The sequence below is a fragment of the Jannaschia seosinensis genome, from assembly GCF_001408515.1.
GTDB classification, from domain to species: Bacteria; Pseudomonadota; Alphaproteobacteria; order Rhodobacterales; family Rhodobacteraceae; genus Jannaschia; species Jannaschia seosinensis.
The window spans coordinates 1-13,536 of the sequence record NZ_CYPR01000033.1 but is presented as its reverse complement, the minus strand read 5'-3'; the positions used below and the strand labels follow the sequence as shown (position 1 = coordinate 13,536).

The 13,536-nt window shown below is 66.3% G+C and carries 13 protein-coding genes and 1 pseudogene; 3 read left to right on the top strand and 11 right to left on the bottom strand.

Annotated elements, in window-relative coordinates:
- The 4 genes and pseudogenes from tnpC to JSE7799_RS02830 all read right to left on the bottom strand — a co-directional run.
- On the bottom strand, positions 1–1,508 hold a 1,508-nt coding region (tnpC, locus tag JSE7799_RS02845), incomplete at its 3' end, for an IS66 family transposase (RefSeq protein ID WP_055662252.1).
- Between the two features lie 53 nt (positions 1,509–1,561).
- A complete protein-coding gene (tnpB, locus tag JSE7799_RS02840) occupies positions 1,562–1,915 on the bottom strand; it encodes an IS66 family insertion sequence element accessory protein TnpB (RefSeq protein ID WP_055662251.1) in 354 nt (117 codons plus the stop codon).
- The gene (gene tnpA, locus JSE7799_RS02835; protein ID WP_222101693.1) at positions 1,912–2,328 is read right to left on the bottom strand and encodes an IS66-like element accessory protein TnpA; all 417 of its coding nucleotides are present in this window, start codon (positions 2,326–2,328) and stop codon (positions 1,912–1,914) included. The genes tnpB and tnpA overlap by 4 nt, the downstream gene beginning before the upstream one ends.
- Positions 2,329–2,421: 93 nt before the next feature.
- A pseudogene (locus JSE7799_RS02830) lies at positions 2,422–2,637 on the bottom strand (transposase); the annotation flags it as partial.
- Positions 2,638–2,869: 232 nt separating this feature from the next.
- Between JSE7799_RS02830 and JSE7799_RS02825 the strand changes: the two are divergent.
- Together JSE7799_RS02825 and JSE7799_RS02820 are read left to right on the top strand one after the other, a co-directional pair.
- Positions 2,870–4,066, top strand: coding sequence for an IS256 family transposase (locus JSE7799_RS02825; RefSeq protein WP_055662248.1), 1,197 nt, complete (start codon positions 2,870–2,872; stop codon positions 4,064–4,066).
- 72 nt (positions 4,067–4,138) lie between these two features.
- Positions 4,139–5,128: a TRAP transporter large permease subunit gene (locus tag JSE7799_RS02820; protein ID WP_055662247.1), complete on the top strand. Its 990-nt coding sequence runs from the start codon at positions 4,139–4,141 to the stop codon at positions 5,126–5,128.
- Here the strand turns inward: JSE7799_RS02820 and JSE7799_RS02815 are convergent.
- From JSE7799_RS02815 to JSE7799_RS02790, 6 genes are all read right to left on the bottom strand, one after another.
- Positions 5,122–6,291: an AI-2E family transporter gene (locus tag JSE7799_RS02815; protein ID WP_186201823.1), complete on the bottom strand. Its 1,170-nt coding sequence runs from the start codon at positions 6,289–6,291 to the stop codon at positions 5,122–5,124. The two genes, JSE7799_RS02820 and JSE7799_RS02815, sit on opposite strands and share 7 nt — an antisense overlap.
- A 19-nt stretch (positions 6,292–6,310) precedes the next feature.
- Entirely contained in the window at positions 6,311–7,336 is a 1,026-nt protein-coding gene (locus tag JSE7799_RS02810) for a YihY/virulence factor BrkB family protein (protein ID WP_245624778.1), read from the bottom strand.
- 67 nt (positions 7,337–7,403) lie between these two features.
- Positions 7,404–7,877 (bottom strand): DUF4112 domain-containing protein, encoded by a 474-nt coding sequence (locus tag JSE7799_RS02805; RefSeq protein WP_245624777.1) that lies wholly within the window; start codon positions 7,875–7,877, stop codon positions 7,404–7,406.
- Between the two features lie 117 nt (positions 7,878–7,994).
- Entirely contained in the window at positions 7,995–8,765 is a 771-nt protein-coding gene (locus JSE7799_RS02800; protein ID WP_055662246.1) for an ATP-binding cassette domain-containing protein, read from the bottom strand.
- Entirely contained in the window at positions 8,765–9,922 is a 1,158-nt protein-coding gene (locus tag JSE7799_RS02795; protein ID WP_055662245.1) for an ABC transporter permease, read from the bottom strand. The genes JSE7799_RS02800 and JSE7799_RS02795 overlap by 1 nt, the downstream gene beginning before the upstream one ends.
- Before the next feature lie 135 nt (positions 9,923–10,057).
- Positions 10,058–11,080, bottom strand: coding sequence for a sugar ABC transporter substrate-binding protein (locus JSE7799_RS02790; RefSeq protein WP_055662244.1), 1,023 nt, complete (start codon positions 11,078–11,080; stop codon positions 10,058–10,060).
- Positions 11,081–11,249: 169 nt separating this feature from the next.
- Here JSE7799_RS02790 and JSE7799_RS02785 point away from each other — a divergent pair, with 169 nt between their 5' ends.
- Positions 11,250–12,464 carry an ROK family transcriptional regulator gene (locus JSE7799_RS02785; protein WP_055662243.1) on the top strand — a complete coding sequence of 405 codons (1,215 nt, stop codon included), beginning with the start codon at positions 11,250–11,252 and terminating at the stop codon, positions 12,462–12,464.
- Between the two features lie 272 nt (positions 12,465–12,736).
- Here the strand turns inward: JSE7799_RS02785 and JSE7799_RS02780 are convergent.
- A partial coding sequence (locus tag JSE7799_RS02780) for an IS1380 family transposase (RefSeq protein ID WP_144431529.1) occupies positions 12,737–13,536 on the bottom strand: 800 nt, incomplete at its 5' end.

The window sequence follows — 13,536 nt, the reverse complement described above, 5'->3', positions numbered from 1 at the left end:
ATCTTCGCGGTCTCGATGAGAGACGCGATGCGCCCCCAAGCCTTCCCACCTTCGTCGTGCCCGGCGAAGAGCGCGTTTTTCCTGTTCAGAGCGATCGGGCGGATGAGGTTTTCGACGCCGTTGGAGTCGATCTCGACGCGCCCATCCCGAAGGAAGGTCTGCAGTCCGTCCCAGTGGTAGTGGATGTAGGCGAGCTTCTCGCCGAGACGCGATTTGGCGGAGACACGCAGGCGCTGCTCTTGCAGCCATTCGCCAAAGGCGGCGACAAGCGGCGCCGTTCGTGTCTGCCGAGCCGAGAGCCGCTGACCGGGTCTCATGCCGCGGATCTCAGCCTCGACCTTGTAGAACTCGGCAATGCGGCGCAGGCCTTCGGCCGCGATCTCGGAGCCGTCGCGATCGAACACTTCCTTCAGCTTGCGCCGGGCGTGCGCCCAGCAATACGCCACGCGGATCGGCTCACCGCCTTTGCGGGAGGGGCGCGTCAGGCGGTTGTAGCCTGTGTATCCGTCGATCTGCAGGATGCCGTCGAAGCCGGTCAGGAACTTCTCCGCGTTCTCCCCGCCCCGGCCGGGGGCGTAGAAGTAGACCACGCCGGGTGGATCGTCGCCGTCCCACGCTCGATCATCCCGGGCCAGTGCCCAAAGGAAGCCGGTCTTGGTCCGGCCGCGCCCCGGGTCGAGGACGGGTGCGGTGGTCTCGTCCATGAACAGCTTGGTCGACGTCTTCAGGTGCTCTGCCAGGCAAGCCACCACCGGCCGCAGGTGGAATGCCGCGACGCCGACCCAGTCAGCCAACGTGCTGCGATGGATGTCGATGCCCGAGCGGCCGAGGATCTGGCTCTGGCGATATAGTGGAAGGTGATCCGCGTATTTGCTGACCAGGATATGGGCGATGAGCCCCTCGGTCGGCAGGCCGCTCTCGATCAGGGCGGCGGGTGCCGGGGCCTGACGCACGCCGTTGGTGCAGGCGCGGCAGGCGTATTTGGGACGGACGGTGACAAGCACGCGCAGCTGCGCGGGCACGATGTCGAGGCGTTCGGCGCGATCCTCGCGGATCTTGTGCATCTGCCCGCAGCCGCACGGGCACGCGAGGCTGTCGGGCTCGACCACCTGTTCGATGCGGGGCAGGTCCTCGGGCAGGTTGCCGCGGTTGCGCTTGGCCGAAGACGCCGTGCGACGGGACGTGCCGTCCGAAGGAGCCTGCGTCTCCTTTTGCGCATTGGCTTCGGCGACGGCCGTCTCGAGATCCTCGAAGGCCAGCTGCCGTTCATCTTCGCTGAGCTTCTCGGATCGCTTGCCATGGACGAGGTGGTTGAGCTCGGCCACCAGATGCTCGAGGCGCTTGATGATGTCCTTGAGACCCGCCGTCTCGCTCCTGAGGATGGCCGTTTCGTCCTTGAGGCTTGCCGCTTCATTCTTGAGCTCACCCCGCTCACGCAGCAGCGCGGCGACAGCTTCACGCTGGTCCTCGGGAATGGCCGACAGGTCTATTTCTACGGCGGCAGGCATGCTCCGAACATACCCGGAAGAGGCTGGAATTGCACGTCAATTCGCTCGCTACATCACTCTGCCGTAGCCGGTCGGCGCACTTCCAGCGACCTGACCTTTCGCCAGTCCAACCCGGCAAACAGCGCCTCGAACTGCGCCCGGTTCAACGTCATCACGCCATCCCGGATCGCGGGCCAGATGAAGGCGGTCTCCTCCAGGCGTTTGTATGCCATCACCAGACCGCTCCCGTCCCAGAACAGGATCTTCAGCCTGTCGGCTCGCTTGGCCCGGAACACAAAGACGGTGCCGGTGAACGGATCGTCCTTCAGCACCGATTGCACCAATGCCGCCAACCCGTCGTGTCCTTTCCTGAAGTCGACCGGCTGTGTCGCGACCAGGATGCGGACGGTGTGGGACGGCATCATCATGCCTCAGCTCCGAGCGCATGAACGATCTCGGCAACCCGCCTTGCAGGCGTGCCGGCGGGGAGCTCGATCCTGACAACGCCGACGGCAATGCGAAGCAGGTCGCCCGACTGCGGCGAAGCCTCCCGCTCCACTGGCTCCTCCGGCTCACGCAGGACAAGGGGCGCGAAGACAGGGAGCTCACCAGCCCCCGCGGAGGCGTCGATGGCCGCAGGCAGGACCAACTTGCCCTTCTTCGCCAAGCCCCGCCAGGCGGACAACTGGTTCGGCTTAACCCCATACCGCTCGGCCACGGAGTTCACGGTCGCGCCCGGCGCCAACGTCTCCGCGACAACCTGCGCCTTTACATCATCCGGCCACCGTCGATGCCCTGACGCATGGACCTCCACACCCAGCGATCTGAGAAACGAATTCATAGCACACATTGCGAAACGCACTCCCCATCTTGAGATGGGTAGATCTCGCAATCATGCCGATGCCCGACAACGTGGGCCGCAGCCACCGCTTACGATCATCTCGCGGCCCATGCGGATAAGGGCGCGGGCGTCTGGCAGGTTTTCCATGCGCGAGATCGTCGGCTGCGAACACAAGACCGGCCCTGTTTCCGGGCCACGCTCCAGCGCGATCCTGAAGCTGGGATCGTACCGCAGGGCGGTCGCGTCATTGCCGTCTTCATACCCCGCCGCGATCATCATGATCCGGAACCGAATGATGTCGCACAGGCTAGAGCGTGTTGCGACTTTCCCGATTCAGGATTCCCTGTTGGCTTGATCTGTGATTCCCTGCCTGCAGACAGGTGGGAGGGATGAGAAGATAGTGTCCCAGCGGTTGGTGTAGGAGGCCGCGGGCGAAGCCCTTGGCGTAGCGTAGCGCGCGGCCGGGTGTGACGCTGGTGGTCACCGTCGATCTTCGAGAAGGTTCGGGTTGCGAGACTCGAAACCAAGAACGGAGACGACGATGACCGACGACAGAATGGCGCTGCTTGAGCTGGTTGAAAAGGAGGCCGATGGCGATCTCGTGCGCGAGATGCTGGCTTTCGCGGCCAGGCGGATCATGGAAGCGGAGATTGAGACCAGAACTGGCGTAGCAAAGGGCGTGCGTTCGCCGTCGCGTGAGGTTCAGCGAAATGGATACCGCGAGCGGGACTGGGACACCCGCGCCGGACGGATATCGCTGGAGATCCCGAAGCTGAGGAAGGGAAGCTACTTGCCGAGCTTTCTTGAACCGCGTCGGACAGCCGAAAAAGCACTCGTGGCTGTGATCCAGGAGGCTTACGTGCAAGGCATCTCGACGCGCTCGGTGGACGACCTGGTGAAGGCCATGGGCGCTGGCGGCATGTCGAAGAGCCAGGTCAGCCGGCTCTGCGGTGAGATCGATGAGCGGGTGAACGCGTTCCTGTCGCGGCCGCTGGAGGGCGAGTGGCCCTACCTTTGGCTCGATGCCACGTACCTGAAGGTGCGTGACGGCGGGCGCATTGTCAGCCGCGCCGCGATAGTGGCCATTGCGGTGAACGAGGACGGCAAACGTGAGGTGCCGGGCGTGGCCACCGGCCCTTCCGAGGCCGAGACGTTCTGGACCGGCTTTCTCCGCTCGCTGGCCGATCGCGGCCTGCGGGGCGTGAAGCTGGTCGTTGCCGACGATCACAAGGGGCTGCGGGCGGCTGCGCGTCGGGTGTTCGACGCGACCCACCAGCGCTGCCGCGTTCACTGGATGCGCAATGCGCTTGCCCATGCCCCGGCCAAGCAGCGTACGGCGGTGGCGGCGATGCTGAAGACGATCTTCGCGCAGGAGACAAAGGCCGAGGCCGAAGCCCAGTGGGAAGTGGTCGCGGATGCGCTTCGCGAGAAGCAGGAAAAGCTCGGCGCGTTCATGGACGCCTCCCGCGACGACGTCCTGGCCTACATGGACTTCCCGCGCGAGCATTGGACCCAGATCGCATCCACGAACCCAATCGAGCGAGTAAACCGCGAGATCAAGCGGCGCGCCGATGTCATCGGGATCTTTCCAAACGACGAAGCCATTGTTCGCCTGGTCGGCGCTCTGATGCTCGAGACAAACGACGAATGGACAGTCGCCCGGCGGTACATGTCGCTTGAAAGCCTCGCGCGCGTCACCGACAATGCAGACGTCAGATTGCCCACCGTGGCCACCTGATCAGCTTCGGACCTCTCCGAAGGTCGGCGCTCCTACACCACGCAATGGGGCACTATCTCGGGAGGGCAGATCATGCCGCCCCTGATGGGCGCGGGCGCCTTTGTCATGGTCGAGTTGACGGGCGTGCCCTACACGGGCGTGATGGCGGCGGCGCTGCTGCCGGCGATCCTCTATTTCTGGGCGGTCTGGGTCGGGATCGACGGCTATTCCGCGCGCCACGATCTGCGCGGCATAGCCTCCGAGGACCGGCCCGCACGGCGCGACGTCATCGTCACCTCCGCCTTCTTCATGGTGCCGTTCACGATCCTGCTGACGCTGATGTTCGCGGGCGGCTTCACGCCGCAATACGCTGCGGCCTGGGCAATCGCGGCCGGAGGGTTCCTGCTGTTCTTCGACGGGCGCGGCGCGTCGCCGTCACGTGCGCCGGGGCGGCTCGCGGAGGCCTGCCTGAACGCAGGGCGCCAGATCGCGATGATCGGGGCGATCATCCTGTGCGCCTCGATCGTGATCGGCGTGCTTGGCATCACCGGGCTTGGGGTGAAGCTCACCTCCGCCATCCTCGCGGGCGGCGGCGGCACGTTATGGGGCGCGCTCGCGCTCACCGCGCTGGCCTGCCTGCTTCTGGGGATGGAGGTGCCGACCACGGCGGCCTACGTCATCTGCGTCTCGGTCGCGGGTCCCGCGCTGATCCGGCTGGGGCTGGAGCCACTCAACGCGCATCTCTTCGTCTTCTGGTTCGCGCTGCTCTCCACGATCACGCCCCCGGTCTGCGGCGCGGTCTTCATCGCCGCCGGCATGGTGGGCGAGAACTGGCTGCGCGTCGCCGGAAGCGCGATGTCCTTGGGCCTCGGGCTCTACCTCATCCCCCTGGCGATGGTGGCGCAGCCTGCGCTGCTGAACCTCGCGGCCTCTCCCTTGAGCGCCTTGGCCGCGTTCGTGCTGGCAGCGCTCGGCCTCGCACTCGTCTCACGGGGTGTCGTCAGCCGTGGCAAGCCAATTCTTCGGGCGGCGTCTGGCCTGGTGGGGCTGGGCCTCCTGCTCGGCCCCGCGCTGCTTCACTGATTGCGCGGAACGAACCCCTCGGCGTCACCGAGGAACATGCCGACCTTGCGGAACTTCGGGATCGTGTCGCAGACGACCTTCACCACGATGAGCAAAGGCACGGCGACGACCATCCCCATCACCGACCAGATCCAGGCAAAGAACGCGACCGCAAGGAACACGGCCGTCACATTCAGGCGCAGCCGCTGCCCGACGAGAGTCGGCGTGACGAACTGCCCCTCGAACGACGTCAGCGCGTAATAGGTGAGGAAAACGCCGAGCGCCGCCCAGCCGTCGGAGAAGGATACGAAAGTGATCACGGCCGCGATGGCCGAACCGAGCACCGCCCCGACGAACGGCACGAAATTGAGGACCGTCGCCATCAGCCCGATCAGCCATGGCGACGGCAGCCCCCACAAAAACATCGCGATGCCGATGGCGACCCCGAGCCCCGCATTGATCAGCGTGATCGCCCCGAGATAATTGCCCAGCCGCGCCTCGATGGTGCGGATCGTGGCGACCGTGCGCTTTTTGTCCTCGAACCGATCGGCGGCTTGCACCGCCTTCTGGATGAACATGTCTCCTGACGAGACGAGGAAGAACAGCAGCACGACCGCAAAGACGATCTGGCTCAGCAGGCCGGGCGCGACGGCCGCAATGGAAGAAGCGAAGCCCGCCTCGCCGACCACCTCGACCTCCATGGGGCCGGGCTTGCCGTTCTCGAGCGTCTCTTCCGTGGCTTCGGCCGCGCGCGCGAACGGCTCCAGAAGGCCGCCCGGCCCGGTCAATGTGGCGGCCGCCTCGCTCAGCAAGTCGGGAATGTCGGTCACGAAGTAGTAGATCGGATCGGCCAGTGCCATCCCGCCGAGAAACAGGATCGCGGCAAGCATCAGGGTGAAGAAGGCCGCCGTGACGGGCGGCGGGACGCCGATCTTCTGAAGGCCCCGCCGCGGCGCGTTCAGGATGAAATATCCCAGCAGCGCCGTCGTCACCGGGATCAGGAACTCCGCCGCGACGATCAGCGCCTGCACGAGCAGGATTCCGAAAATCCCGTTGATCGGGATCAGAAGCGGGTGCCGCTGCCGGTCGACCGGCGGGGCGGCCAAGGGGGTCTCGACCACCGCGCCTTCCTGGCGCAGCTTCGGAACCTCCACTTCGGGCAAGGCGCTGTCGGCGGAACTCAATCGCGTGTCCCCGCGGCGCTCATTGCGCCTTTCCCATGTTGTCGGCCTTGACTGCACCACGCTTGCCGATCGGCTCGCGCGGGCCGGTGGTGGTGTCGCGCGCCGTCTGCGCCTCGATCTCGGCGTTGATCTCCGCGCCCACGAGAATCACGACCGCAGAGAGCCACATCCACATCAGGAGCACGATCACGCCCGCGAGCGAGCCGAACGTCTCGTTGTAGCTGCTGAAATTCTGGACGTAGAACGAAAACCCGATTGACGCGATAAGCCATAGCACAGCCGCCACCAACGCCCCGGGCGTGATCCACTTTGCCCGGGCGGTGGCGCGATCCGGTCCCCAGCGATAGAACGCCGCGATGCCGCCAATGAACAGAACGGCGAGCGGAACATACGCCACGACCTGAATGACGGTCTCCATCGTGGGCGAAAAGGCAAGGAACCCCAACGCGATGGGCAGACCGATGATCAGGAGCGCGGCAAGGATGACACCGATGATCATGAAGATCGTGAACAGGATGGTCAGGCCCTTCGTTTTGACGAAGCCGCGCTCGTCGCGCTCGTCATAGGCGACGTTGATCCCCTCCATCAACGCGCCCACCCCCGCCGAGGCGGACCAAAGCGCGAGGCCGAGACCAAGGATGAGGCCGAGCGTCAGGCCGCTTTCCTGCGACCCCGCAACGGCTTCGGCCTGATCGAGAAGGATCTGGCTGACATCGGGCGGCACGATCTGGGACACACCTTCGAGCGCGCCCACAAGTTCCTGCGGCTGATAGAGCAGCCCGGCAATCGACATCAGTGCCGTGATTGCGGGAAAGACGGCGAGCAGCCCGTAAAACGCCGCCCCCGCCGCCATAAGCAGCACGTGATCCGACCCGATCTCGCCCAGAACGCGCCAGAAGACGTCGCGGTAGCCCTTCGACGGGATGGCTGTCGGCTTGGGGGCGTCGCGCCCGCGACCGGGTTCCCGGGCCACGATGTCGCTGACCGTGTCGTGCCGGTCCGGCGACCGCTGCGACTTCTCTGCAAGCTGTTCTTCTCTGGACAAGACGGATCTCACGATTTCGGATGTGCGGATGTCCAACGCCCGCTCACCGGCTGCGGTTCCGCAGGGCTCAGACGCGCGTCACGCCAGCCCGCTTCTCCAGATGCCGGCGCAGCAGCGCGACGTTGCGCCGATTGGCCTTGAGCCCCACATCGAAGAGATCGCCGACCAGCGGGATCGAGCCGACGACCCAATCGAGCCCGGCATTGAAGACCATCCGTCCCTTGACCGAGTTCGGCGTGCCCAGCTTGTGCGACTGCACCAGGATGTAAGCTGCGGGGATCAGCGTCACCGTATCGCCGAGGCCGGGCACCAGCCCGATGATTGAGTCCCACCCGAAGCGGATGCGCGTGCCGGGAACGCGGTAGCGACTGTCGAGATTGAAGGCCAGCTTGTCGAGCTGATCGAGGATCCGCGCCTCCTCCGGCGAAAGGCCGGGCATGGCGGCGGCGGCGCGTGTGCCGGGGTCGAGCGGATCGAACGGATCGTTCGTCCCGTGGACGGGATCGGACGCGGCGGCGGGCGTGGCGGGTCTGGCGGTCATGGCACCTCCTTACCCGTCACGACGCACGGGCCCGCAGGAGGGTTCCGTCGCACCCCGTCTCCGTCGGGGGGTGATAGGCGCACCAGCCGATCGCGCGGTGCGGCCCGCCCGGGCGGCTCAGGCCGTCTCCGTCACCGGCGCCTCCTTCGCACCGGTCATGAAGGATACGGCATCGGCCATCGTGTAATCCTTCGGGTCGATCACGCAGAGCCGCTTGCCCAGCCGGTGGACGTGGATCCGGTCGGCCACCTCGAAGACATGGGGCATGTTGTGCGAGATCAGGATGATCGGGATCCCGCGCGCGCGCACGTCCTGGATCAGGTCGAGCACGCGCCGGCTTTCCTTCACGCCGAGCGCGGCGGTCGGCTCGTCGAGGATGATGACCTTGGACCCGAAGGCCGCGGCCCGCGCCACGGCCACGCCCTGCCGCTGGCCGCCCGACAGGGTCTCGACAGGCTGGTCGATGTTCTGGATCGTCATCAGACCCAGCTCGCTCAGCTTGTCGCGGGCAAAGGCGGCCATGCGCGGCTTGTCGAGACGCCGCAGAATCTTGCCCTGCCATCCGGCCCTCAGCAGTTCCCGCCCCATGAACATGTTGTCGGCGATCGACAGGGCCGGCGACATGGCGAGGGTCTGGTAGACCGTTTCGATCCCGTGCTCGCGCGCATCGGTGGGCGAGGCGAGGCGCACGCGCCTGCCCTCCAGCAAAACCTCGCCCGCATCCGGTGTCACCGCCCCCGACAGCGCCTTGATGAGCGTTGATTTCCCCGCCCCGTTATCGCCAATCACCGCCAGAACCTCGCCCGCGCGCAGCTCGAAATCGCACCGGTCCAGCGCCACCACCTTGCCGTAGCGCTTGGTCAGACCCTTCGCCTCCAGCATCGCCATCACGCCACCACCTTTCGGATCCACTGATCCACCGCGACCGCGCCGATGATCAGGATCCCGATCAGCAGGTAGGTCCATTGCGCATTCGCTCCCGCCATCCGCAGCCCCAGTTCGAACACCCCCACGATCAGTGCGCCGAAGAACGCGCCCCAGATCGAGCCGCGCCCGCCGAACAGGGAGACGCCCCCGATCACCACCGCGGTGATCGCCTGGATGTTACCCTGCAACCCCGTGGAGGCCGACGGCGAGACCGAGCCGAAGCGCCCGATCATGATCCAGCCCGCCAGCCCGCAGATCGCGCCGGCGAGCATGTAGACACTCATCAGCGTCCGCGTCACGTTCACCCCGGCCAGTTCCGCCGCCTCGGGATCGTCGCCCGTGGCATAAACGTGCCGCCCCCAAGCCGTCGCCCTCAGCGCATAGGCCAGCACCGCCACAAGGGCGATCATGCCGAGCACGCCATAGGTGATGTTGGTCGCCCAGATGAAATCCAGTATCGCGCTGTCGGTCTCCGGCGGCCGCCGTCTGCCCCATTCGATGCCGCGGCCCGCCTCGATCCACTGCACAAGCTGCTCGTTGGGCTTGTAGCCGAGCCATTGCAGCATCGGCGCGACCTCCTGGATCTCGCGCGACCGGATCGTCTCGTTGCGCGAATAGAGGTAGTTCGTCGCCAGCACGATCTGCCACATGCCAAGCGTCACGATGAAGGGCGGCAGCTTCAGGCGGCTGACCAGTGCGCCGGAAACAGCGCCGATGCCGGTGCCCACCAACAGGCCAACCGCAACCGCGACCTCCACCGGAATGGCGTAGCGGAACACGGCCTGCCCCATGACGACCGAGGTGAAGACCGCGATCGCACCGACCGACAAATCGATCCCCGCCGTCAGGATGATGAGCGTCTGCGCCGCCGCCAGCACGCCCACGATCTGCACCTGCTGCATGATCAGGGGGACCTGCTCGAGGAAGCGGGGACCGAGCCACCACGTGAAGCCGGCAATAGCGGCGGCCAGGACGATCAGCGGCACAAGAGCCGGCGTCACGTGCAGCGCATGCTGAAACCGCGCGACCGGACCCTTGGGCCCCTCGTCGAAGGTGGCGACCGTCTCCGCGCGGCGCTCGCGCACGCTGGTCTCGTGATGATCGCTGTCGGTCGTCATTGCGCCCCCTCCCCCGTCTGCCGCGGTGGCGACATCCCGCCGCCACCGCGCCTCTTGCACGAATCCCGCATGATGCGATCCGTCAGGTCGTTCCGGCCGGCCTCCGGCGACGCCGACCGGGATCGGTCCGACCGATCACCCCCAGCAAAGCTCCAGACCTTCCTCGACGGAAATCGACTCGATCCCCTCGGCCGGGGCGTCGGTCACCAGAGCCACGCCCGTATCGAAGAAGTTCTTGCCCTCCGTCGGCACCGGCAGCGTGCCGTCCTCGGCATATTGCGCGATCGCCTCGATGCCGCGCCGCGCCATGTCGAGGGGGTATTGCTGCGAGGTGGCGCCGATCACGCCGTCGGCCACGTTGCGCACCCCGGGACAGCCGCCGTCGACCGAGACGATCATCACGTCGCGTTCGCGGCCAACCGCAACCAGCGCCTCATACGCCCCCGCGGCCGCAGGTTCGTTGATCGTGTAGACGAGGTTGATGTCCGGATCGATGGCGAGGCAGTTCTCCATCGCGGTGCGCCCGCCCTCTTCGTTGCCGGCGGTCACCTCGTTGCAGATGATGCGTTCGTCGGTCTCGTCGCCCCAGCGGTTCGGATCGACCACGTCAATCCCGAAGCCCGTCAGGAAACCCTGATCACGCAGTACGCCGACTGTCGGCTGGCTGATGCCGAGATCCAGCATGGCGATCTTGGCGTCGGCCGCCGCATCGCCCATCGTCGCCGCAGCCCATTCGCCGATCAGCTGGCCCGCGACGAAATTGTCGGTGGCGAAGGTCGCGTCGGCCGCATCGATCGGATTGAGCGGCGTGTCGAGCGCGATGACCAGAAGGCCCGCATCGCGCGCCTGATCCACCGCGTCCACGATCGCCGAGGTGTCCGACGCCGTGATCAGGATGCCCGATGCCTGGTTCGCGATGCAGGTCTCGATGGCCTGAACCTGGCTTTCGTGGTCACCGTCGATCTGCCCGGCATAGGCGTTCAGGGCGATGCCCTGCTCCTCGGCGGCGGCCTCCGCCCCTTCGCGCATCTTGACGAAGAACGGGTTGGTGTCGGTCTTGGTGACGATGCAGGCCGAGACGTCGGTATGGGCCTCGGCCCAAGCGGATCCGGACGTCGCGGCCACGGCGAGCACCGTGCCGGTAAGCAGCTTCTTCATGATTTCCCTCCCAAAAAACACGTCAGGGCCCTAGGCCCCGCGGCGCCGACTCCCTTCGGCCCCGCCCATTGGTGGCAGCAGGCGAGCGCGCCTGTCAATTCGTTACTTATCTTTCCTTATTAATCGCCCCCCGCTATCCTGACCCTCTCCGGCGGCCCAGGAATGCCCGATGCAGAACGCCTCCATCCCCGAACACGCGGCGCAACCGTTTGGCGCGGGCCTCAGCCAGAAGGGCGTCCGCAACCATAACGAACGGCTGCTCCTGTCGCTTTTGAACCGCCATGGCGCGCTCGCGGCGAGTGATCTCGCGCGGCTGGCCCATCTGTCGCCGCCTACCGTGTCGGGCATTCTCAAGCGGCTTGAAACCGATGGCCTGCTGGAGCGGGGCGAGCCGCTCCGCGGCCGCGTGGGCAAACCGTCCCTGCCGATGCGGATTTCACCCGATGGCGCACTGTCTTGGGGGCTGCGTATCGGGCGGCGCTCGGCGGATCTGATGCTGATGGATCTCGCCGGCGGGGTTCGGGCGGAACGGCATCTGTCCTGCGACCCGCCCGAACCCGAAGCGGTGCTGACCTTCCTCGCCGACGCCATCGCGGATATCTGCACGACGCTGACACCCCGGCAGGTTGGCCGGCTCTGCGGCCTCGGCATCGCGGCCCCGTTCGAGCTCTGGAACGACGGAAACCCCGAGGGGGGGCCACCCGGCCTCTTCGGCGCGTGGCAGGGCCTGGACCTTCGCGCGCGCATCGCCGCGATCGCCGGGCTGCCCGTCTCGCTCACCAACGACGCCACCGCCGCCTGCCGGGCAGAGCAGGTCTACGGCCGCGGCAAGGAGTTCCGCGACTACGCCTATTTCTACGTCGGCACCTTTCTCGGCGGCGGCGTCGTGCTGAACCATTCCGTCTTCGAGGGACGGCAGGGCAATGCCGGCGCGCTCGGCTCGCTACGCACGGTCGGACCGAACGGCGAGGGAATGCAGCTCGTCGATACGGCCTCGATCCATCTCCTCGAAAAGCGGCTGCGCGAATCCGATCTCGACCCGGCGCGCCTCCACCGGCGGCCGCTGGACTGGTCCGGCCTGACGCGTCACGTCGATCCTTGGCTTGGCCGCATCGCACAGGAACTGGCGCGCGCGTGCCTCTCGACCTGCGCCGTCATCGACTTCGAAGCGGTCCTGATCGACGGCGCCCTGCCGCCCGAAATCCGCGACGACCTCGTCTCGCGCGTGGGCCGCTATCTGGTGAACCAGGACATGCGCGGCCTCATCGCGCCGCGGATCGAAGCCGGGACGATCGGCGCCAATGCCCGGACCATCGGTGCCGCGGGCGGCCCGATTTTCGCGCAGTACCTCCTGAACACAAATTCCGGCCTCGCCGTCGTCTGATCGCGCAATCTTCAGGGCGCGCGCTACGCACCTACCGCTTTCCTGCACAGACATACGCCGCCAGCAGGACCAAAAGGAGAGCCAGCGCCAAAAGCTTCAGCCTGTTAGCCCGCATAATTCATGAAGCTGCGGACTTGTGCTCCGTGGGATGGTTTCCCCGGTCTCGGTTTTCTTGCGCGCACCCGGTGTTTGCGTCCGGTTGGCATGCCGGCCGGTGACTTGGGTCTTGGGTGGTGTGGATTGATGTTTCGGGGTTTGTCGGGGCGCATGCGTCAGGCTGTTTTCGGTGGGGCGAGGGCGTCGAAGAGAAGGAGGAGAAGTCCCTTTCGGGGACACGATGCCGGCAGGGTCACGATGATCCGGGTCTTCTTTTCGACGATGGTGGCGGCCAGTTTGACGAGATGCAGCCGCAGCGTGTCGAACTGGGCGCGGCGCCACGGTGAGCGCTTCGGGCAAGCCGCGCGGAGCTTCCACCAGACCCAGTAGGCGCAGCCGTGCAGCATCAGGCGCATCTGGTTGGCGTTGGCTTCCGAGCACGACGTCCGGTCTGCTGCGAGGTGGGCCTTCCACGCCTTGATGTGGTTCTCGGCCTGGCCCCGGGCGGAATAGAGCTTCTCGTAAAGATGCTTGCCGCGACCGCCCTCGAGGTTGGTGACGATGTAGCGGGCGTCCCGACCCATGGGGCCAACCTCGACGCGGGCGATGATGCGGCGGGGTTTCGACCACGAGCGGGCTGCGTAGGAGAAGGTTTTGAACCGGCGCAGCTTCTGGCCCGGCGTTCGGGCGTAGCGCGCCGCTGTCGACGCTTCCAGAGCCGAGATGTTCCGCGCCAGACGGCCGTTCTTTGACAAACCAAAGACATAGCGCAGCCCGAGCCCGTCACACAGGTCCAGAACCTGCGGGGTGCAGTAGTGGCTGTCGGCTCGCAGCAGGATTTCTGTCTCGGGCCAATGCCTGGCGATCTGCCGGATCAACCGGCGGATGTGGGCCGCGCTCTCGGCCCCATTGGGGCGGCGGGCCGGGCGCAACAGTGTCCCGACGAGCCGGCCCTCACCGTCGAAGACGACGATCG

Bases quoted from the DNA above. Each gene is read 5' to 3' on its own strand.
- JSE7799_RS02800 (WP_055662246.1), bottom strand. From the start codon at position 8,765: ATGGCGATGCTGGAGGCGAAGGGTCTGACCAAGCGCTACGGCAAGGTG.
- JSE7799_RS02825 (WP_055662248.1), top strand. From the start codon at position 2,870: ATGACCGACGACAGAATGGCGCTGCTTGAGCTGGTTGAAAAGGAGGCC.
- JSE7799_RS02795 (WP_055662245.1), bottom strand. From the start codon at position 9,922: ATGACGACCGACAGCGATCATCACGAGACCAGCGTGCGCGAGCGCCGC.
- JSE7799_RS02790 (WP_055662244.1), bottom strand. From the start codon at position 11,080: ATGAAGAAGCTGCTTACCGGCACGGTGCTCGCCGTGGCCGCGACGTCC.
- JSE7799_RS02820 (WP_055662247.1), top strand. From the start codon at position 4,139: ATGCCGCCCCTGATGGGCGCGGGCGCCTTTGTCATGGTCGAGTTGACG.
- tnpB (WP_055662251.1), bottom strand. From the start codon at position 1,915: ATGATGATGCCGTCCCACACCGTCCGCATCCTGGTCGCGACACAGCCG.
- JSE7799_RS02785 (WP_055662243.1), top strand. From the start codon at position 11,250: ATGCAGAACGCCTCCATCCCCGAACACGCGGCGCAACCGTTTGGCGCG.
- JSE7799_RS02805 (WP_245624777.1), bottom strand. From the start codon at position 7,877: ATGACCGCCAGACCCGCCACGCCCGCCGCCGCGTCCGATCCCGTCCAC.
- tnpA (WP_222101693.1), bottom strand. From the start codon at position 2,328: ATGAATTCGTTTCTCAGATCGCTGGGTGTGGAGGTCCATGCGTCAGGG.